Raw genomic sequence first — 20846 nt, 5'->3', positions numbered from 1 at the left:
AAAACTCCATTCTCACTATATTGTGAGAACGAAGTTACACATTGACTCATGATTATTTAATTACTGTTTTTCAAAATATCGTTTTCTAAATTCTGGTGTTGCTACTTTTGATTCAAAATCTTCTGGAATTTCTTCAGTACGTACGACTAATACATCACATGGGGCATGACGTACAATCGCTTCTGATACAGAACCAATCATAAAACGTTCTACTGCATTTAAACCTGAAGCACCACACATAATTAAATCAATATTGAGTTCTTTGGCTAAAGTTTTAGGGATGAGTAATTTCGGTGGGCCAAGTTCAAGTCGTGTTTCTACATTTGTCACACCTTCTTTAATAGCAAGGTCTTTATAACCTTCAAGTAATTTCTCAGAATACTCTTTAGACGGGTCAAATTGAGATGCGTACACTTCATAAGCGGTATACGTTCTCGTGTCAATCACATGCACAATTGTGAGCTTTGCATCATTACGTTTTGCTACATCAACGGCTTTATAAAAGGCCCATTCTGCTTCATCTGATCCATCAACTGCAATTAAAATGTTTTTGTATGATAACATTTTAATCTCCCCCTTCTCTCTTCTTATCTCTATTTTAACACTATTTCAAAAAGATTAGTATTAATATGTAAAACGCTTTCAAAAGCTATATGATACGTTCTTCTTTATCAACTTGATGATGTAAATAAGATAAAATCGCGCTATAACATCCTAATGATATTGTTAAAATAAAAGGCAATACTTTGACTGATACTTCTCTAGTATATTTAGAACTCGTTAATGTTAAATGATCGGTTAAAGCTTGCATATCTATATGCAAAAAATATTTACTTAGAAATTACATTTTATTATGTTAATTAATATTTAGGTATTTAAAGTTAAACATTTCTTCTTTTTATTCTCATTTTACGCTAACTTACAGTGTTGTAATTTTAGAACCTTCTACTTACTATTTATCATATTATATGTTTTTATAGAATTGAGGTGATAATGATATGCCAAATGAAAATTATAGAGAAAGTAATGTTTTAGGTGGCATTAGCTATTTAAGTGTCTTCTTTGCGCCGGTATTATTTCCACTTATTGTATGGATCGTCGCACAACCACCGTCTTCAACACACGCTAAAAATGCTTTATTTAATCATATTATGAGCTGGGTCATGGTAGTATTAGGATTAGTAACACTATCTATTTCTTCAGCATTTCTAAATAGTGACCATGGTATTGGATGGATTATTATAGTTGTCATAGCAATTATTTTCTTTATATGGGCACTTGTATTATTTTTACAAAATATTATTAGAGGAATTAAATTATTGATGCCATAAACAATAGAGGCTGGAACATAATTCCTAGCAAAATAGCCAGTAAATGAGTTTTTTATAAATTCATTTACTGGCTTCTTTATTTACAATACTACGTATTGTTGGCTCGCTTTCTTAGGGGACAGCTTCAGCCTGTCGTTTTCATCTTGTCCTGTTCCCACAAGAGTCCCGCCAAAATACTTTGTGTTTATATATAATTTTACATTGAAATACTTAAAAAATAAGGCCCTTTCGTATAATTTAATAAATATCAATAAACTAAATTAACAAGGTTTCTTATCTATAAAAAATAAAACATGACTCAACTTACTCTACCAATGGCACTCAATATAAGAAAATGAGCAACCCAACGAGTTGAAAATAATCAAAAATTTACAAAAACTTTATGTCCCAGACTCTCCACACTATTAAATATATATTGTCTTAGACTAAGAAATAACCAATCATGATATTTTGAATTTACCGTTTTCAGTATAAAAGACAATACTATCGTTGATTATGACGTTTATATGAAAATTGTAATACATATTTTTTATTATCATAACTTGTTTAATACACCTTATTTCTTAAGTTTTCTTATTTTCCAATGATAAGGATCTTCAAGTTGATGCCAATCAGAATTCATTTCGCTACTATTCAACAGGCATTCATCGAGTTCTTTTTCTATTTTTTCTTGATCTAAGTCGGTACCAATAATGACAAACTGTGTATTTCTATCCCCATATTCAATATCCCAACTTTCCGCTACGTCATGACGTTGAGCAAGTATCTCTTCACGTTTTTCTTTAGACATAGCTGCAACCCAATATGTTACGGGACTGATGTGACAAGATGAGCCGGCTTGTGATAATAAACAGGCAACTTCATTATATTGTGCAAGCCATACAATACCTTTTGAACGAACAATGTTATGAGGTATTTGTTCTAACCAGTCATTGAAACGTTTCGCGTGAAACGGTAATCGTCTTGAATACACAAATGAACTAATACCATATTCTTCAGTTTCTGGTGTATGTGCCTCATGACCGCCTTCTGTTAGTTCTTTAATCCATCCTGCAGAGTTACTGGCTTTTTCAAAATTAAATCTTCCCGTGTTAATAACGTCATTGATATCTACTTGAGACTGTGTAGTTTTAATGATTTTTGCATCTGGTTGCAATGTTCTAAGTATATGTTCCAGTTTTTCTAATGCTTCATTTGTAACTAAATCTATCTTGTTTAAAACGAGTACATCACAAAACTCAACTTGATCAATGAGTAAATCTGCAATAGACCTTTCATCTGACATATCTGCTCCTTGCTCACGATCCACAAGCAAATCTTCAGAATTGATATCATTAATAAAACGATTCGCATCTACAACTGTAACCATCGTATCTAAACGACATATCGATGTAAGATCTATACCTAGTTCTTCATCAATATATGAAAAAGTTTGTGCTACTGGCACTGGTTCAGAAATACCCGTAGATTCAATAACGATATAATCAATATTACCTTTATGTACAAGTCGTTCAACTTCTTTTAAAAGATCATCTCGTAAGGTACAACATATGCATCCATTAGACAACTCGACCAATTTTTCGTCTGTTCTAGATAAGCCGCCCCCTTCTGCAACTAAATCTTTATCGATATTCACTTCACTCATGTCATTAACAATAACCGCAATGCGACGCCCCTCTCGATTATTTAAAATATAATTTAGTAACGTTGTCTTCCCTGAGCCTAAATAACCACTTAGTACAGTGACAGGTATCTTACTCATTTATATTCTCTCCCTTTTAAATCGTAATTATTACGTTTTAAATTGTACAGAGATTTTTAAGAATGTCAATATTAATTAAATTAATAAATACGTTCTATAAAAAAAGGCACCTTTACACTAAAGTGAAAGATGCACCGAATCTAATTATTTTCATAACTTTCATTGATATATTGTTTAGCATTTTCAATATCTGCTTTACTACGTATTTCCAAAGATAAGTTACCTATTCCATAATGTCCTATATCAGATACATTTCTAATAAAATTTTATTCTCTCTGAACATTATTCATATTTACTTTAACGTAAAGCAGAAGTTTTTGTTGTTTCGGAAAAATTTCAATCCATGCAAAATTTTTAATTCTCTTAAATGCTACATAAAATTTCAATTCTTTAAACTGAATGTCTTCTCCCATATTTATGAGATATTCGTATAATTAGTTATATAAATCAATCATACTCTCATCTGAAAAACTAAATTGAATCTTTAAATAAGAAGTTTATTCTTTTTCTAAAGACCTCTGAGCTACTCTATCATTTGTTGTAATGATTTCTCTATAGAGAGTGATTCACCACATAATTCATGCATATTCCTTCATTTATAATGAAAAGTTTTATATCTCCCAACTACATTCAACTCCTAATGATTTCATCTTTATCATTGTATTGTTTATGAAATATTTCTGATAGTTTTTTATAAAAAAAGAGCGAAAACTTATTTTTCGCTCTTACAAATTATAAATAAATTATTTTTATTTTTTAGTATTTCATTCAAATTTTGCGTTTATAAATTTAACTGAGACTGCACCCAGAAGCATCATGATTCCTGCAAATAATAACATCGCAGGCATTGAACTTCCTAATAGCGGGAACAGTGCAAAGCTTACTACAGAAGCGACAATTTGTGGTAGACAAATACTTGTATTAAATAATCCTAGATAAGCACCTGAATTTTCTCCATCAATTGCTTCGGTTAATAGTGTAAATGGTTGGGTGTTCATCGTTAAGTTATTAATACCAATGAATATAAATGAAATAATGAGTAACCATTGATTATGAATAAAGAACATTGAAATAAGGCCTAATCCACCAAAAATTAATCCAAAACTATACCAGAATTTTCTTTGAGAGGGTTTAGATTTTGCAATGACAAAACCAAAAATAACTGAACTTAAAAATTGTATACAGTATAAAACACCATACCAGTTCCCTGCTGCTTGATATCCTGCTGAAGAAGGGTCTGTCGCATTCCATACATTTTTTGCTATTGCACCTGTTGAATATGTCCAGAGATACATTAATGCAAACCAGTTAAAAAATTGAACTACACTAATTTGCCAAAATTGTTTAGGCGCAGTTTTTAACAGTTGCCATAAATTTAATTTCTCATTCCTATTATCATCTGAAATGCCGTGATAATAGTTATATGCTTTAGGTTCATATTCTTTAACGGAAAGAACAGTCCAAATAGAAGCAATGAGTAATACCGCTGCTGCAATATAATAAGCTATTTTTACTGTCATCGGTACTTCCCCTTTAGGTGCTACATTACTCATTCCCATAATTGTTAGTAAAAATGGTAATAGTGTAGCAATAATACCACCTAAATTTGAGAAGATTTGTTGCCATGACCAGGCCATATCTCTTTGTTTTTCGTTTACCATATCTCCAATAATCATTTTATAGGGCTGCATACACGCATTTGAAGTCAAATCCATAAGTAACGTCATTATTGCACCAAATGACAAAGCCATAAGTGATGCATATCCAAATCCAAACGAACCTGCATTAGGTAATAGGACTAATACGATCGCTCCAATTGGACCAGCAATTAAAAGATACGGCATCCGACGTCCAAATCTAGTCCAAGTTCTATCAGAATAATATCCAATAAGTGGTTGTACAATCATTCCTGCTAATGGCGGCAAAATAAAAAACCAACCTAAATTATTGGGGTCGGCGCCTAGCGTTTGAAATATTCTTCCCATCATTGCTGATTGAAGTGCAAATGCCATGTTTACTCCGAAGAAGCCAAATGTAATAGAAAAAATAACTGCTTTTTTTAAATAGGGTAGGGTAATACCTTGTTCTTCAGTATTTTTAGTATGTATTTGATCTGTATCGTTCATTTCTATCTCTCCTATTTATTACTTGATATAGACATTTAATTCAATGATTAAATAGCTATATCAAATAACAATTCATTGGAATCGTTTTCAACTGTAATTATAACATTTTTGATTTTCCTTAGAAAGCCTCGCATTTCATATACATAAATCAGCGTTCATTTTATTTTCCAATTTCATATATATCATCATTACCTAATTAGGTGTTTTTATAGATAATTAAAAATTATTATGATGATAATAGATATATTAATACTCAAAAACAAAAAATATAACATAATTTATAATTAGATTGTTACAATAAATAGCGATAGAAAAAATTGATTATATTAAATATAATTAGATTATTATTTGTATTTTAACTACTTTTTAAAATACATTATATTATCAAAAAGATTACTAATTAAAGGAGTATAAAAATGAAGGTTATAAAGAGTAAAGAAATAAACCATAGACCTAAAGTAAGTGTATTAATTAGTACGTATAATAAAGAAAAGTTTATTAATAAAACATTAGATAGTATCTTAAAACAATCGATGGATGTGAAAGATTTTGAATTAATCGTGGTGGATGACTGTTCTACTGATCAAACCGTTGACATTATTTCTAAAAAAATAGACAGTTTTTCTAATTACAAATTTATTCAACTAGATCAAAATTCGGGTACGCCTGCGAAACCACGAAATTTATCTATTGATTTAAGTAAAGGAAAATACATCATGTTTATAGATGGCGATGATTGGTTACCTGAAGATGCTCTGGAAAAGTTATATACACTTTTAAAAACAAACAAGACAGACTATGCTACTGGTTTAACAAAATATGTGTATAGTGATCGCATAGCTAGAAGTGGCGTTGCTCTATCTAAAATTGCATATAATAAAGTGGATTTAAAACACTTTAGAAAATCATTTTATCATTTAGCACCTGCTGGTCGTATGATTAAAGCTAGCGTCATTAAAAAGAATCATATCCAATTTCCAGAAATGATTTTTGGAGAAGATTTACAATTTTTCGCAGAAGTCTTTTTCAATACTAAACGTATTAGTACAACACAAGATGTGGTTTATTGTGCTAACCGTTACGACGATAATATTTCTTTAGTGAAATCTGAAAAATCAACACATATTAATCGTATGAAATGGCAAGGTGAAGCCTATCGTCACTTAATGAGTAAGTATAAAAATAATAAATTAATGCCTAATTTACTATATCGTATTATTAATAAAGATATTTTAGAAGCTAAATTCTATAAAAAAGGTTTTATTAAAAACATAAATGAGTTACTTCCTATTTTTCAAAATATCATTCATATGGTAGATGAACATTTCGATGCTTTAGACTATGTAGATGATGATTTAAACCGACAAGCCATCAAATTAATACGTAAGGGGAATAAAGAAGACATTATCAGTTTTGTTAAATTCTATCTTAAAAAAGATGATAAGCCGCTTCATGAGAAAAACGATATATATTACTATTCGTTTAAAGGAACACATTACAAAAAAAGAATGCATCCTACATTACTAAAAATCTCTCAAGAGAACGATAAGGTTTTCTTAAAAATACTTTCTAAAAATTCTGAGTTAAAGTATCTAGAAGTAAAACATCGAAAAGATCCAACTCAATTCATCGTATTAGATATTAAGAAACATCGTTTTAAATCTGGAGAATATACTGTTCAATTTACAACAAAGAATTTACCTGATGGAAAATTAGCCCTTACAGTTTTAGATAAAGATTTAAATGGCTCAGTTATCAAATCAAGCATGCGTTTTGATTTTTATGAAACTGTTGGTGGCAATTTAGGATACATTAAAAAATAGTTGCATTTTTAAGTCAACATATATCTTACATGGTTACTATTTAAAAAAATTATAATTTTTTTAAATAATGCTGTACTTATTCATTCAAAACGTGTATAGTTGGTTTCACGTAATAAAAGCTCGTATTTTGGATTGTAGTATATTTTTATAGAATATTCTCTTTTAATTTATGAATTTGTTACAAATATGATGTGCAAAAGCACTTGGAGGTATTCTATATGAATAACGGTACAGTAAAATGGTTTAACGCAGAAAAAGGATTTGGATTTATTGAAAGAGAAAACGGCGGCGATGTGTTCGTTCACTTCTCAGGTATCGCTACTGATGGATATAAAACTTTAGAAGAAGGTCAAAAAGTAGAGTTTGACATCACTGAAGGTCAACGTGGCGAACAAGCAACAAACGTTGTCCCTGTTTAAAAATAAATTTTAGCACAAGCATGTATGTATACTTGCTTGTGCTTTTTTTTATATATTTTTTATAAAAGAATAATACATAAGTTCATTTAATACTGCCACTTAATATATTCCTACTATAGATTTTATTATACATATCATTCAACTTTAATCTCTAGTATAACCTGGTTTATTTTTATTTAAGACTAAATTACCTCCATTTAAATAACTTGCGTAACTTAACCAAATGACATAAGGTAACATCAATAAACCAGCATACTTATTAGATGCATAAAAACGATGTGCAGTAATATTTCCAGCTGCAAGTAATACGTAACTCTCAATTAAAGATGTCTTTCTCAGTTTTAAATTAAAATAAAGTATCGTCCACGCATAATTCAATCCTAATTGTGCATAATGAGCACGTATTATGGACTGTTTCTCTCTTTTATGAGCTGCATGCGTATACGATAATTGATAAGCTACTCCCATTGATGTATAAAGTAGTGGCCATACGATTGGAAATACTTTAGCTGGAGGTGAAAAAGGTGGTTTTTCATATTGTTTATAATCATTTTGAGCTTTAGCTGTTAATCTTCCAATAATCATTCCACCAACTAAGGGTAATACAATTCTTGTAACTTTTTTAATATTAATCCTCACTCTCTCCTTTAAAGTCTTCCTATATTTAATACCCTACTTTTTCTATAATTAATTAGTTATGAATCTATTATTAAAAAACAAAATAATGTAGTCACACGCTAAAATATCCTCCTAGATACTATCTCGGAGGATATTCTTTAGACTATTCTTTTAATATTTTTATTACTACCATTGCATTTTAGCTAATTACTTTTGCTTCAGTTTAGCCTTTTTAATTGTTTCGCCTAAAAGACATCTAAGATCACTATTATTCTTCTTCACCAACAACTGTGAAACGTTCATTAATATGCGCTTTATTTTCAGCTTCATCTACTATAGCAATAGCAAAATCTGCATAACTAATATAACTATTACCTTTACTATTAAATAATAATTGATCTTTTCCTAACGTATATGTGCCAGTACGTTTCCCTTCAAAGTCAAATTCCGCTGATGGGCTAATAAAAGTCCAAGTAATTCCTTCAGCATTTTGTAAATCTTGTAAGTTACGACTTGATCCTTTAGCTGTTGGTTTCACTATTTCTGGGAAATCTGGTGTATCAATAACGCGTATAGTATGCGCATCATCTGCAAATAGACTCCCAGCACCACCTACAATAATGGCTCTTGTGTCTACATCTTTTAATATGTTAATCAATACGCGTCCCACTTCAACATGCACTTCTTCTTCACCTAATGGTGCGCCAAATGCATTGACTACCACGTCTAAATCTTTAATATCGTCTGAAGTTAAATCAAATACATCTTTTTCAATCACTTTAACATCTTTATCATTATCTAATTTAGCAGCATTTCTTACAATCGCAGTTACTTCATGCCCACGTTGTTGTGCTTCATCTAATACTTTAGTTCCTAATTTACCTGTTGCTCCAATAATACCAATGTTCATCGTTTGTTCCTCCACTTCTATATTTGTCAGAGATGTCTCTTAGATGTCCCTCAACATGTTACCAATATAATTACATTTTTATTAAAAGTCTATTTATCTGTTTTATTTTACTTTCCTTTCTAATATGACGTCATTGAGACAAGTCTCACAACGGTTAGTTTAAAATTACCTTGCGCTATACATACTGAGTTTAATATGTTGACTTAATTGATCTAGGTCTCTATTGTCAATATGAAGAATAATACAAATGCGTATATTCTATCTTATATGTATTAGGGGAAATGACTATGATGAATGTAAAAGCAAGAGCTGTAAATGGCCCAAATTCTGAATTTTTCGCTACTGAAATTCAACGTCGTGATTTAGATAAACATGATGTATTAATAGAAATTAAATATGCGGGTATTTGTCACTCTGATATCCATACTGCTCGAGAAGAATGGGGGCCTGTCGATTATCCACTCGTACCAGGTCATGAAATTGCAGGTATTGTTAAAGAAGTCGGTCCTAACGTCACTAAATATAAAGTTGGCGACCGTGTAGGCGTTGGATGTATGGTGGATTCTTGTGGTGAATGTGAAAACTGTAAAAATAACGAAGAACAGTACTGCTTAAATGGAAGTGTAGGTACTTATGCAAGTACTGACAAATATGGTGAGAAAACACAAGGCGGTTACTCAACACATATTGTTGTACAAGAAGATTTCGTATTACGCATTCCCGACAATATCAGTTTAGAGGTTGCTGCTCCTTTACTATGTGCGGGCATTACAACTTACTCGCCTTTAAATCATTGGAAAGCCTATGAAGGTAAAAAGAATGTTGCAATCATTGGTATGGGTGGTCTTGGACATATGGCAGTTCAAATTGCACATGCAATGGGCGCTAACGTGACTGTATTATCACGTACGTTAAATAAAAAAGAAGATGGTTTAAAATTTGGTGCTTCAGCTTATTATGCAACAAGTGACGAATCAACATTTAAAGAACTTGCTGGTTCATTTGACTTAATTATTAATACTGTAAGTGCAAAATTAGAGATAGATGACTATCTTAAATTATTAGCCTTAGATGGTACACTCGTTAATGTTGGCGCCCCAGCCGAGCCTGTATCATTACAAGTATTTAATTTAATTGGTCATCGCCGTTCATTTGCTGGATCTGCTATCGGTGGTATTAAAGAAACTCAAGACATGTTAGATTTCTGTTCTGAACATCATATCGCCCCACAAATTGAATTAATTACAGCAGATGACATTGATAACGCTTATGAAAAAGTGCTGGCATCAAAAGTGAAGTATCGATTTGTGATTGATATCAGTACAATGTAAACGTAAAGGAAAAAGAGCAGAATACACTTTGAATTTAACATCCCACGACGAGGCCCAATAGACGCTCCATTGTTTCATTAGAAGATGATTAGATGCGTCATCTTATAACAAGAATTATCGTGTTTCATAAATGTATAATCATACTACGTTATTAATATATTTTTATTTGAGATAAATGTTTATAACGATAGTATTGTGGTAGATAACAAATATTAGGAAGTCAAAGTAACTCACATATTAAAACATTAACTTGAAAGGAGCTTGTTATAATGAGTTTTATAGATAAAGCAAAAGATGCAGCTGAAAAATTTAAAAATAGTGATAATGAACAAGTAAATAAAGTAAAAGATCAAATTAATGAATACACTGGTGGAGAAAAACACGATAATAAAGATAAAAAAGATGACAAATAATTGATTTTGAGTGATGACTGAGTTTATCACTTTTTTTGTTTTAACCTAAACTAATAAAAGGCTGGGATTTATGCCCAGCCTCTTTTATATAGTATTTTCATCTTTTAAATTTTTCGGATTACTTCAAACTATTTATATGATTACTATCGTATGGGTCTATACCTGCTGTTTTGATAATTCCAAATAGATATACATCAATTAACGTCTGTGTCATATCATCTAACTTTTTCTCACTTTTATGTATAGCCCAATATCTAAAAGTAGTCAAAATAATAAATACTCCTTCGACAATACAACTTTTACACTAGATTGTTGTGCATCTTTATAAATAAATGAAAATTGATCAGCCACAAGCTTTTTCAATTTGGGTTCAAAACTCATAACACCTAAATTTGTTAATAAACCTTTCCTACCTTCCCAGTTACTTTAAATTAGTGTGCTTTAAATTGTTCATTAGCAAGACGTTCAATAGGTAACCCTTCTTTAAAACGTTTGATATAACGATTAAAACTTTCTATTTCTTTTTTACTCGGTTCAATATGAATCGATTCAGTTCCCTTAAATGCAACATTATTAAGATAATTCGCTAAACGCATATCGCTTTCTTCTATTAAAAATCTAGCTAAAACGGCAATCCCCCATGCACCACCTTCACTCGCTGTTTGCATCACACTAACTGGACTTTGCATTGCTGCTGCTAAAAATGTTTGAGCGACTTTTTCAGTTTTAAATATACCGCCGTGCCCATATATAGAGTTAATTTCAATATTTTCATTTTCTTTTAGTAAATCAATACCAATTTTTAATGTACTAAATGCGCTATATATATGTGACTTCATTAAATTAGCTAAGTTAAATGAACTATCAATCGATCTAACAAGCATCGGGTACCCTTGTTGAACATCAGTAATAAACTCTCCAGATATATAACCATAAGAAAGTAAATTCCCCAATTTATCATCACCATTTAAAGCACTTTCAAACAGTTTTGTAAAAAGAGTTCCTTTGTCATATTTAACGCCCATTGTTTCTAATACTTCGCCAAATAAATCGACCCATGCGTTAATATCAGATGTACAATTATTAGCATGAATCATTGCGACTTCGTAACCATCAGGTGTCGTTACAATATCTACTTCTGGATAAACATGTTGAATAGGCTCATCTAATACAATCATTGAAAAAATACTTGTTCCCGCAGAAATGTTCCCCGTTTTTGGAGCAACACTATTGGTAGCGACCATACCTGTTGCAGCATCAGCTTCAGGTGCACACATTGGACACCCTGCTTCTAATTCACCATTTGGATCAAGAAGTTTAGCACCTGTTGATGTAAGATAACCAGCATTTTCACCTGCAACCACCACTTTAGGTAATATATCTAAAATGTCCTGTTGGTAACCTCTTTCTGAAAATAGTTGATTAAAACGATCAGCAACATCTTTTCGATACTCTTGTGTTTCAATATTAATCGGAAACATACCAGAAGCGTCCCCGATACCTAATACTTTTTGATCTGTTAAGTACCAATGAATATAACCAGCAAGTGTAGTTATATAGCGTACTTTATCTACATGTTTTTCCTCATCTAATGCAGATTGATATAATTGGGCGATACTCCAACGCTCTGGAATATTAACTTGAAATGCATCTCTTAACCTTTCAGCTGCTTCATGCGCATTATTATTACGCCACGTTCTAAAGGACACAAGTAAATCTTCATTTTCGTCGAATGGCAAATAACCATGCATCATTCCACTAATACCTAATGATTTAATTTTTTTAACCGTCGTGCCATAGGTATCTTTTATCTTTTTAGTCATTTCACTATAACTTTTTTGCAGACCTACCCATGCGTCGTCCATAGAGTATGTCCAATAACCATTTTGATATGTATTTTCCCACTCAAAAGCACCTGTAGCCAAAGTTTGACATTTATCATCAATCGCAACTGCCTTAATTCGAGTTGAGCCAAATTCAATACCAATAGTTAAGTTTCCATTTTCAATGAATTGTTTTACTGTTGAATGATTCATTTTCATACCTCCTTCAAAAAAATGAAATCGTTTTCAAAATTTAATACTACCAAAATCTATATAGTAAACAAGAATTTGTTTCTATTAATTAAACATTTCCAACAAAATAATGACTCTATTGTACGAATACAGTTTTAAAAATTTTATCTATCGTGAGCGTTAATTCTTTTGGTGATTCTAGTCTTCCCCTTTGAACCCAGTCTTGTAAGACACCAAAAATTGCATTACTCATAAATATAATGAGAAAATATTTTTCTTTATTCGTAAGCAACGCAGTATTTATTATAGGTACTAAGCGAACTTCGATATTTTTTTGAAAATTTTTCTTCATAGCTTGATGAATAATATATGCACTCTCATCTTTCAATAGTAGTAAAAGTAACTCTCCCTCATGAATCCAAAAGTTTAATGCATATTCAAAAAATTGTAGCCGTTCTTTACATTCGATTTGTTTCAACCATCGTTTTCCTTTTTTCATTATTTCATTTTGATACTGGTATAAAAAGTCATCTTTATCTTGATAATGTTGATAAAACGTTCCCCTACTAATACCACTTTCTCGACAAATATCTTTAACGCTTATTTCTTTATATGATTTACTTTTTAATAGTTGAATCATACCTTTTTCAATTTTCATTAGTGTTTTATATACACGTTTATCTACAACTTTTTCATTCATTTGCTGGCCCCTCCTAAATATTATTGAACATTTATAATTCATATGTCTGATTATTTCAAATTGATACGCTCAAGCTTAAAAATTTAATTTATATTGAATATACAGTAATTAAACACTGTGTCAAATAAGGAGGTAATATTACATGACACAACCAATTGCAAAATTAACCAACGCGGTAAAACAGTACGGTAAACATAACGTATTAGATGATATTAGTTTAAACATTCAAGAAGGTGAATTATTAGGTATCATAGGACCAAGTGGCTCTGGCAAAACGACTACAATTAAATGCTTACTAGGTATGGAAAAATTAAATTCAGGAACTACAGAAATATTTGAAAAACGTATGCCTAACCGTCATGTATTAAGTCGTATTGGTTATATGGGACAAACCAATGCGCTTTATGAATCATTATCAGCTAAGGATAATCTTACGTTTTTTGGTCACTTAGTAGGACTTAAAGGTAAGCAATTAACAGAAAGCATGAACAATAATATGGCGTTAGTGAACTTAGAAAATGCTTTAAATAAAACAGTCAATACATTCTCAGGCGGTATGAAACGTCGTTTATCATTAGCGATTACCCTTTTATCTAATCCAAGCCTCATCATATTAGATGAACCTACTGTAGGTATTGATCCTAAACTAAGACAACAAATATGGAGACAATTAAAATCTTTAACAAGACAAGGTAAAAGTGTCATTGTTACAACACACGTCATGGATGAAGCTGAACGTTGCGATAAAATTGCTCTCATCGTAGAAGGACGACTCTTCGCAATAGGTACGCCAGATGAATTAAAACAAAAATTTAATGTCAAAACAATTGAAGAAGTATTTATTAAAGCCGAGGAGGTTAAACATTAATGAAACTTTTAGCAATGATTCAACGTGTTATTATTGAATTACTCAAAGACAAACGTACTCTAGCACTTATGTTTTTAGCACCCTTATTAGTTCTTACATTGATGTACTTTATTTTCAATTCTAATGAAGATAATACATTAAATATCGGTGTTGCCGATTCAGTATCAAGCCACATTACTGATCATATTAAGAGTGATGATGTTAAGTTCAAACACTTTGAGTCTAATCAACATATTCAATCTAAAATTGAGCAACATCATCTCGATGCTTTTATTTATCAAAATCATCAAACCTTACATGTTACGTACACTAATGAAGATCCAAGTAAATCCGCTTCAATTAAGCAGTTACTCCATCAATCCATTCAAAAAGATAAAATGGATGACGTGAAAAAATTAATGGCATCTTTACCCCAATCTGCTAAAGATAAAGACTCTGATAATCTTCAATTAGACAACAATTATTTATATGGTGACAAGGATAGTAACTATTTTGACAAAATGTTCCCTATTCTCATGGGTTTCTTTGTTTTTTTATTCGTTTTTCTTATTTCAGGCATCGCATTATTAAGAGAGCGTACAACTGGAACATTAGAACGTGTCCTTGCTACGCCAATTAAACGAAGTGAAATTGTTTTTGGTTATTTACTCGGGTATGGTATCTTTGCGATTATCCAAACCTTAATCATCGTGTTCTTTTCAATTTATTTATTAAACATACATCTTGCGGGTAGTCTCGGGTATGTCTTACTCATCAATATCTTATTAGCCATCGCTGCACTCGTTATGGGCATTTTCATCTCTACCTTTGCAAACTCAGAATTTCAAATGGTTCAATTCATTCCAATTGTTGCGATTCCACAAGTATTCTTTTCTGGTATCTTTCCATTAGAAAATATGACACCGTGGTTGAGTAATATTGGATACCTGTTCCCTTTACGCTATGCTGGTGATGCTTTAACTAACATTATGATTAAGGGACAAGGATGGTCTGATATTTGGTTTGATATCTTTATTCTTTTCATTTTTATTCTTATATTTATCGTTTTAAATATTCTTGGTCTCAAACGATATCGAAAAGTTTAAGCACTCCTCATTCTCCTTAAAAAAGCTTATTCAAATAATAACGTGTTTAAAACACTAGCATTTGAATAAGCTTTACTATATCTATATATCGTAAATCATTACCTTAAATATATTTCACACTATATTTTTTAAATAAATTATTTTTTAAAATTATGTTAGTCTGTGTATATGTACTATTTAAGGAGGTTCTTTCTATGAGTGAAGAAAATAAAACTGCCATCAGGATTACACTTGCTTACTTAAGTTTTATTGTAGGTGCTGGATTCACTACAGGGCAAGAATTATTACAATTCTTTGTAAATCATGGAAACTATGCATACATAGCAGCGATTATTACTGGAATCATTGTAATATTTGGGACACGTCAAACCTCTAAATTAGGTTATCGTTTAGATGCAAATCAATATGATATTTCGTTACATCGTTTATTTGGTAAAGTTTTAGGAACAATTGTGGATTACCTCATTGTTTTCTTTTTATTTGGCCTAACAGTCGTAATGATTGCTGGAGGAGGTTCAGCATTAAAACAAGGGTTTAATGTACCAACATGGATGGGATCACTAGCAATTGTGATACTATTATTTTTCATTTTACTTTTAAACTTTAATAAAATCATTAATATATTAGGTATTGTGACGCCCTTCTTAGTCATTGCCGTTTTCATTATCGCCGGCTTTAATATTATTCATCCTACAATTCCTTATAATGACGTCTCACAACATATTCATCCCTCAAAAACAAATACGCCAAAAGCTTGGTGGTGGGATGCGATTATATATGGCGGTATAATTGTAGGTAATAGTTTTAGCTTCTTAACTATTGTAGGTGGAGATGCGAAGAGTCATAAAGTTGCAAGACGTGGCGCAGCATATGGTGGCATTATCTTTAGCATACTACTATTAATTATGATTGCTGGACTACTTGCTAATGTTGAAAAAGCTAATTCAGTTGATATTCCTACGCTATTATTAGCAAAAGATATTCATCCTTGGCTTGGTATTCTCATGTCTGCTGTCATGGTTGGCGTTATTTTTAATAGTTGTGTAGGAATGATTTATCCATTCTTAACTCGTTTTTCAGAATTCCGTACGCCACGTTATTTTGTATTATTAATTTCTTCTTTAGTATTAGCTTTTACACTAAGTTTTGTAGGCTTCGCTGATTTAATTAATATTGTCTTCCCAATTGTAGGCTATATCGGTTTATTTATCGCTGCCGCTTTATTGATACGTTGGATATACAATAAAACAACTCATAAAAATTTAATATAATGGTAATCACTAAAAAAGTCGAGATGCTATAATCCCGGCTTTTTTACGCATATTAATGTGTATCGAACGGTTGACTACGATGTCTACCATGTAAAAAGAAATATAAAACGCCTGCGATAAAGACTAAAATTCCCATCACAATATAAAGATAACGATAACCTAAAAATGGAATAATAATACCTAAGATAAATGGTCCCATCCCTGCGCCAAAATCCGTAAATATATAGAATGTAGATGTTGCTAATCCCATTTTATTAGGTGGTGATTGTTGAATAGCAATCGCTTGAGCTGTCGGTACAATTGTTCCATAACCGAAACCAATAAACGCAGCTGAAATTAACAGTACTAGACTTGAATGTGTGCATCCTAAAATAATAAGACCCATCATTAAGCTACCTATTACAGGATACATGATCTTATTTTCACCATAATTATCATAAATTTTACCTGTAAATGGACGTGTAACGAATGTGACAATTGCAAAGACAACAAAGAAGAAACTTGATGCAGTGACTAAATTAATTTTTTCAGTATAAATGGATAAGAATGATAGAACACTAGCATATGCCACACCTACTAAAATAATTACCATTGAAATAGGTAAAGCTTCTTTTTGTAAATAAGCATGAATACCTTTAGGCTTATCTTCTTTGTTAATGTGTGTACTTAATACAGGTAATTTTTTAATAAAGAAAGTTAAAATGAGTGCAATAACGATACTGATTAAGCTAATTCCAAAGATAGATTCAAAACCTAAATTCTTATTAAAAATTAAACCTAAAAACGGACCAAATGCTGAAGCTAGCGTAACGCTTAAACCATAATAACCAATGCCTTCACCTTTACGATCTTCAGGCACAATACGTGAAGAAATTGTACCAGTCGCTGTAGATGAAAAGCCAAAAGCAATACCATGAATAAAACGAACTAGCATTAAAATCCATAAACTATTAATCATAAAATATAATGCTACTGCAATAACTGAGAAAAAAGTTCCTCCAAGTAATACGTTTTTAGGTTGTAAATTATCTATAATTCTACCTGAACCAAGACGGCCACCTAGCATTCCTATAATAAAGATACCTGCAGCTAAACCGCCTACACTTTCAGAGGCATGATATTGCTCAATAGTGTATTCCGTTACCGTAACGATAAGCATATAATGAACTAAATACATAAAGAAGTTTACAAACGTTACTGATAAGAAATCTTTTGTCCACAGTCTTACTTCCATATTTTTCCTCCTAAACTTTTATTTTTTCGCATCATTGTATTACTTATTTATTATAATGATTAATATTACTAATGTATAATTAGAATTATTGAAGTATATATAAGTTAAACCGATATAAAAGAGGTAGATAAGCTATGAATTTTGAACAACTCTCTTACGTAAAAACCGTTTATGAAACAGAATCCATTATACATGCGAGTGAAAAAATGCATATAAGCCAATCAGCAATGAGCCAATCTATTGCAAATCTTGAAAAAGAACTAGGTTACAAATTATTTCATCGCTCAAGAAAAGGGACATTTTTAACTGATGAAGGTCAAAGATTAGTCCCTTACATATTAGAAATTATTGAATCAAAAGAAAGTTTATTAGTAGAAGTACAAAATATGAAAACAGATATAGCTGGCATGTTAAAAATTGGAACTATTCCTACGATTTTCCATAAAATTCTACCTAAAGCATTGTCTCAATTTAAAACTGATTATCCAAATGTAGAAGTAGAAATATTAGAAGCAGATAAAGAAGATATCATTAATAGCGTTGAAAAAGGTGAGATGGATATTGGATTAATTGGCAAACAAGAAACAGAAGAGAATACATCATCGCTAAGAGAAGTGTCGCTTAATTTAACAAGCAAATTCAAATTATTAGTTCCCAAAAAGTCTAAATTGACTTTTAGAGATTATGTTAATTTAGAAGACATTCAAAATTATCCTTTTGTCCTTTATGATCGCGGATTTTACCAATATCAATTAAAGGAATTTGAAAAAAATCATGCCCCTCTCAAAATAGTGTTTAAAACAAACAATCCAATCGTACTCATGAGAACCGTTGCAGAAGGGTTAGGGTTAGGCATTGTCTCAAGCTTAATGGTAGAAAATGAACATTTCTTAGACGATGAAATGATTGAAGCTGTCTCACTTGGAAAACCATTTGATGTTTCCATCACATTTGTATCGGTTATAAGTGAGGCAAAGTTCAAAGATAAAATCATACAAGAATTTATCAATTATATAAAAAATAACGACTAACGCCGTGTAACTGTGGTGTAATTATAATTGCTTATGTGGGGGCATAAGAAGAAATTGAAATATTCAAAGTAGCAAATTAGCAATTGTATCATATTTTATTACTTTGTTTGATTGTATCCTTTACCTAATCACATGAGTTAATTTTATGTAGAAAAAACAAAATTTATAAATATGTTATTCAATTAATCTAGTTGTATTGGGACAGAATTCACTTTGACTTCGTTGTTCCACCTAAACATTAATATTTTTATATTTTTCTTTTAGTTACGTTAGTTACGTTCATACGTCAACATTAACGCCTACCTTTTTTATTAAAAATATGTATTAACAAGAATTTTTACTATATTTTTTACAATTTTTAATACTCATTGTTGTAATTTTTTAACATTTAATATATATAATGATACTAATACTAAATATTATATCTTGTTAAATAATTTATAATTAATTCATAATGTTTTATTATATGTATTGAGTGATATATATATAATATTAACTAAGAGGATAGCTTTCAAGAAAGGAAAATTAAATAAAGGAGTTTGTTTAAATGAATGAATTAACACAATATTTAAAAGAAGTGGCCAAGCAATTAGAAATACAAAATGCATATAGCGAATTAGATAGAGCAAATCAAAATAACGAAGATCAAGCTACAGACAAATTTAATGAAACTTTAAAAGCAATTGAAGATAAATACGCTTACGATTCATCACATCGCGTTATACCAAATAGAGCTTCATTAAAAACATTAAATAGAGTAAAAGCAATCGAAGATAAATACGCTAAAGCGATGAGAACTTTAGAGAAATTTAGAAAATCTAGATTATCAAGAAATAATAAATATTCAACTAAAATAGAAGATTTAATAAAACAATCAGAAAATGGTTTTAATGATTATCACACACGTGATGATCAATATAATTTTGCAACAAGTGTAGCACAAGAATTAGAAAAATTAAAAAACGAATATATTATCTCACCTAAAGAATCTAAGAATATATTCCAAAAATATGTAGACAATACTAACAAATTCTATTTAAGTGAACATGAATTATATAAAATTAGACATGCGTATGGTCTTCATTAAATTCTATATTCTTATATGACTTAACTAAATATATAGTATATAAATTAATATATACTTATTTCTTTTTACAGTTAAATTTAAATAATTGAATATAGACAAATAAAAGAATAATCGCATAATATTATTTATCCACTGGGATTATACTATCGATGGTATAATCTCTTTTTTTATCTTCTTCAATAGTATTGCTAAACATTATATGAATTTTCTAAAGAAAAACCTCTCTATTAAAGTTACTTATTCCAATACTTTTAACTTTACCTATTTTTCTCCATTTAACTGGTATTTATGCTACCCCTGCAGATAATTTTCCAGTAGATTTAATTTTTAATAGAGATGTCCAAGTAAAAAGTGGTCAAGCGCCAGTGATTTATCAAATGCCAAAATTATATGAAATGATTAAAAATGAAGTGTTTGATCCAACAGAAATTATAACGCATACCATGCCTTTAGAAGAAGCAAAACAAGCGTATGATATTTTCGATCAGAAAAAAGATAACAATATTAAAGTCGTTCTAAAACCACAATAATGACTATATAAATAAACAAGAAATATATACGTAACTTCTTGAACAAATAGATAACGAAGCCTGAGACATCATTAAGTGTCTTGGGCATTTTTAATATGTTATCATTCGATGACTGAGTTGAAAATACGCTTATACTAGGCTTTTTTCAATTCTAATTCTTCTTGCTAAACTTAGTGAAATGGGACGATACATTCAAAATACATTCTGTCCCACTCTTTTCCTACGATTAGTCAAGCATTTACAAATAAAATAAGCATTACTTAACTAAACCGTTCAATTTTAATTTTTTGAA

General features: G+C 30.6%; 20 protein-coding genes and 1 pseudogene. 11 read left to right on the top strand and 10 right to left on the bottom strand.

What is annotated here, in order from left to right; genetic code table 11:
* Positions 1-60 precede the first annotated feature (60 nt).
* Both AC2FB1_RS09310 and AC2FB1_RS09305 read right to left on the bottom strand, forming a co-directional pair.
* Positions 61-564 carry a universal stress protein gene (locus AC2FB1_RS09310; RefSeq protein WP_490674953.1) on the bottom strand — a complete coding sequence of 168 codons (504 nt, stop codon included), beginning with the start codon at positions 562-564 and terminating at the stop codon, positions 61-63.
* A gap of 85 nt (positions 565-649) precedes the next feature.
* Complete coding sequence (locus tag AC2FB1_RS09305; protein ID WP_490674952.1) at positions 650-811, bottom strand: hypothetical protein; 162 nt, start codon at positions 809-811, stop codon at positions 650-652.
* Between the two features lie 187 nt (positions 812-998).
* Between AC2FB1_RS09305 and AC2FB1_RS09300 the strand changes: the two genes are divergently transcribed.
* Complete coding sequence (locus AC2FB1_RS09300) at positions 999-1331, top strand: magnetosome magnetite crystal formation protein family (RefSeq protein ID WP_490674951.1); 333 nt, start codon at positions 999-1001, stop codon at positions 1329-1331.
* Positions 1332-1887: 556 nt separating this feature from the next.
* Here the strand turns inward: AC2FB1_RS09300 and AC2FB1_RS09295 are convergent.
* Both AC2FB1_RS09295 and AC2FB1_RS09290 read right to left on the bottom strand, forming a co-directional pair.
* Entirely contained in the window at positions 1888-3093 is a 1206-nt protein-coding gene (locus AC2FB1_RS09295; protein ID WP_490674950.1) for a GTP-binding protein, read from the bottom strand.
* A gap of 764 nt (positions 3094-3857) precedes the next feature.
* Complete coding sequence (locus AC2FB1_RS09290; RefSeq protein WP_490674949.1) at positions 3858-5219, bottom strand: SLC45 family MFS transporter; 1362 nt, start codon at positions 5217-5219, stop codon at positions 3858-3860.
* 416 nt (positions 5220-5635) lie between these two features.
* On the opposite strand from AC2FB1_RS09290, the gene AC2FB1_RS09285 reads away from it, so the two are divergent.
* Complete coding sequence (locus AC2FB1_RS09285; protein WP_490674948.1) at positions 5636-7042, top strand: glycosyltransferase family 2 protein; 1407 nt, start codon at positions 5636-5638, stop codon at positions 7040-7042.
* A 218-nt stretch (positions 7043-7260) separates the two neighbouring features.
* Complete coding sequence (locus tag AC2FB1_RS09280) at positions 7261-7461, top strand: cold-shock protein (RefSeq protein WP_490674947.1); 201 nt, start codon at positions 7261-7263, stop codon at positions 7459-7461.
* A gap of 144 nt (positions 7462-7605) precedes the next feature.
* Here AC2FB1_RS09280 and AC2FB1_RS09275 read toward each other — a convergent pair whose 3' ends face one another.
* Both AC2FB1_RS09275 and AC2FB1_RS09270 read right to left on the bottom strand, forming a co-directional pair.
* Positions 7606-8100 carry a TspO/MBR family protein gene (locus AC2FB1_RS09275; RefSeq protein WP_490674946.1) on the bottom strand — a complete coding sequence of 165 codons (495 nt, stop codon included), beginning with the start codon at positions 8098-8100 and terminating at the stop codon, positions 7606-7608.
* A gap of 247 nt (positions 8101-8347) precedes the next feature.
* Positions 8348-8989 (bottom strand): NAD(P)-dependent oxidoreductase, encoded by a 642-nt coding sequence (locus AC2FB1_RS09270; protein WP_490674945.1) that lies wholly within the window; start codon positions 8987-8989, stop codon positions 8348-8350.
* 287 nt (positions 8990-9276) lie between these two features.
* Here AC2FB1_RS09270 and AC2FB1_RS09265 point away from each other — a divergent pair, with 287 nt between their 5' ends.
* Together AC2FB1_RS09265 and AC2FB1_RS09260 are read left to right on the top strand one after the other, a co-directional pair.
* Entirely contained in the window at positions 9277-10320 is a 1044-nt protein-coding gene (locus AC2FB1_RS09265; RefSeq protein ID WP_490674944.1) for an NAD(P)-dependent alcohol dehydrogenase, read from the top strand.
* 269 nt (positions 10321-10589) lie between these two features.
* Positions 10590-10733: an SAS049 family protein gene (locus tag AC2FB1_RS09260; RefSeq protein WP_490674943.1), complete on the top strand. Its 144-nt coding sequence runs from the start codon at positions 10590-10592 to the stop codon at positions 10731-10733.
* 118 nt (positions 10734-10851) lie between these two features.
* Here the strand turns inward: AC2FB1_RS09260 and AC2FB1_RS09255 are convergent, their stop codons facing one another.
* From AC2FB1_RS09255 to AC2FB1_RS09245, 3 genes are all read right to left on the bottom strand, one after another.
* On the bottom strand, positions 10852-11001 hold the full coding sequence (locus tag AC2FB1_RS09255; RefSeq protein ID WP_490674942.1) for a hypothetical protein: 150 nt from the start codon (positions 10999-11001) through the stop codon (positions 10852-10854).
* Positions 11002-11164: 163 nt separating this feature from the next.
* Positions 11165-12769: a xylulokinase gene (locus tag AC2FB1_RS09250; RefSeq protein ID WP_490674941.1), complete on the bottom strand. Its 1605-nt coding sequence runs from the start codon at positions 12767-12769 to the stop codon at positions 11165-11167.
* 115 nt (positions 12770-12884) lie between these two features.
* The gene (locus tag AC2FB1_RS09245) at positions 12885-13448 is read right to left on the bottom strand and encodes a TetR/AcrR family transcriptional regulator (RefSeq protein WP_490674940.1); all 564 of its coding nucleotides are present in this window, start codon (positions 13446-13448) and stop codon (positions 12885-12887) included.
* A gap of 142 nt (positions 13449-13590) precedes the next feature.
* Between AC2FB1_RS09245 and AC2FB1_RS09240 the strand changes: the two genes are divergently transcribed.
* From AC2FB1_RS09240 to AC2FB1_RS09230, 3 genes are all read left to right on the top strand, one after another.
* A complete protein-coding gene (locus AC2FB1_RS09240; RefSeq protein ID WP_490674938.1) occupies positions 13591-14316 on the top strand; it encodes an ABC transporter ATP-binding protein in 726 nt (241 codons plus the stop codon).
* On the top strand, positions 14316-15401 hold the full coding sequence (locus AC2FB1_RS09235; protein ID WP_490674937.1) for an ABC transporter permease: 1086 nt from the start codon (positions 14316-14318) through the stop codon (positions 15399-15401). The genes AC2FB1_RS09240 and AC2FB1_RS09235 overlap by 1 nt, the downstream gene beginning before the upstream one ends.
* A 194-nt stretch (positions 15402-15595) precedes the next feature.
* Entirely contained in the window at positions 15596-16672 is a 1077-nt protein-coding gene (locus AC2FB1_RS09230; protein ID WP_490674936.1) for a YkvI family membrane protein, read from the top strand.
* A gap of 52 nt (positions 16673-16724) precedes the next feature.
* Here AC2FB1_RS09230 and AC2FB1_RS09225 read toward each other — a convergent pair whose 3' ends face one another.
* The gene (locus AC2FB1_RS09225) at positions 16725-17906 is read right to left on the bottom strand and encodes an MFS transporter (RefSeq protein ID WP_490674934.1); all 1182 of its coding nucleotides are present in this window, start codon (positions 17904-17906) and stop codon (positions 16725-16727) included.
* Between the two features lie 134 nt (positions 17907-18040).
* Here AC2FB1_RS09225 and AC2FB1_RS09220 point away from each other — a divergent pair, with 134 nt between their 5' ends.
* The 3 genes and pseudogenes from AC2FB1_RS09220 to AC2FB1_RS09210 all read left to right on the top strand — a co-directional run.
* Positions 18041-18937, top strand: a complete 897-nt coding sequence (locus AC2FB1_RS09220) for a LysR family transcriptional regulator (RefSeq protein WP_490674933.1) — start codon at positions 18041-18043, stop codon at positions 18935-18937.
* Positions 18938-19484: 547 nt separating this feature from the next.
* Positions 19485-20024 (top strand): hypothetical protein, encoded by a 540-nt coding sequence (locus AC2FB1_RS09215; protein ID WP_490674932.1) that lies wholly within the window; start codon positions 19485-19487, stop codon positions 20022-20024.
* A gap of 269 nt (positions 20025-20293) precedes the next feature.
* Positions 20294-20554 (top strand): annotated as a pseudogene (locus tag AC2FB1_RS09210) (glutathione-dependent formaldehyde dehydrogenase); the annotation flags it as partial.
* Positions 20555-20846 lie beyond the last annotated feature (292 nt).

This window comes from Staphylococcus sp. CoH_129_LAB_1 (genome assembly GCF_058191515.1).
Note: the sequence above shows the minus strand (reverse complement) of the source record. Positions and strands in the feature narration are given on the sequence as shown.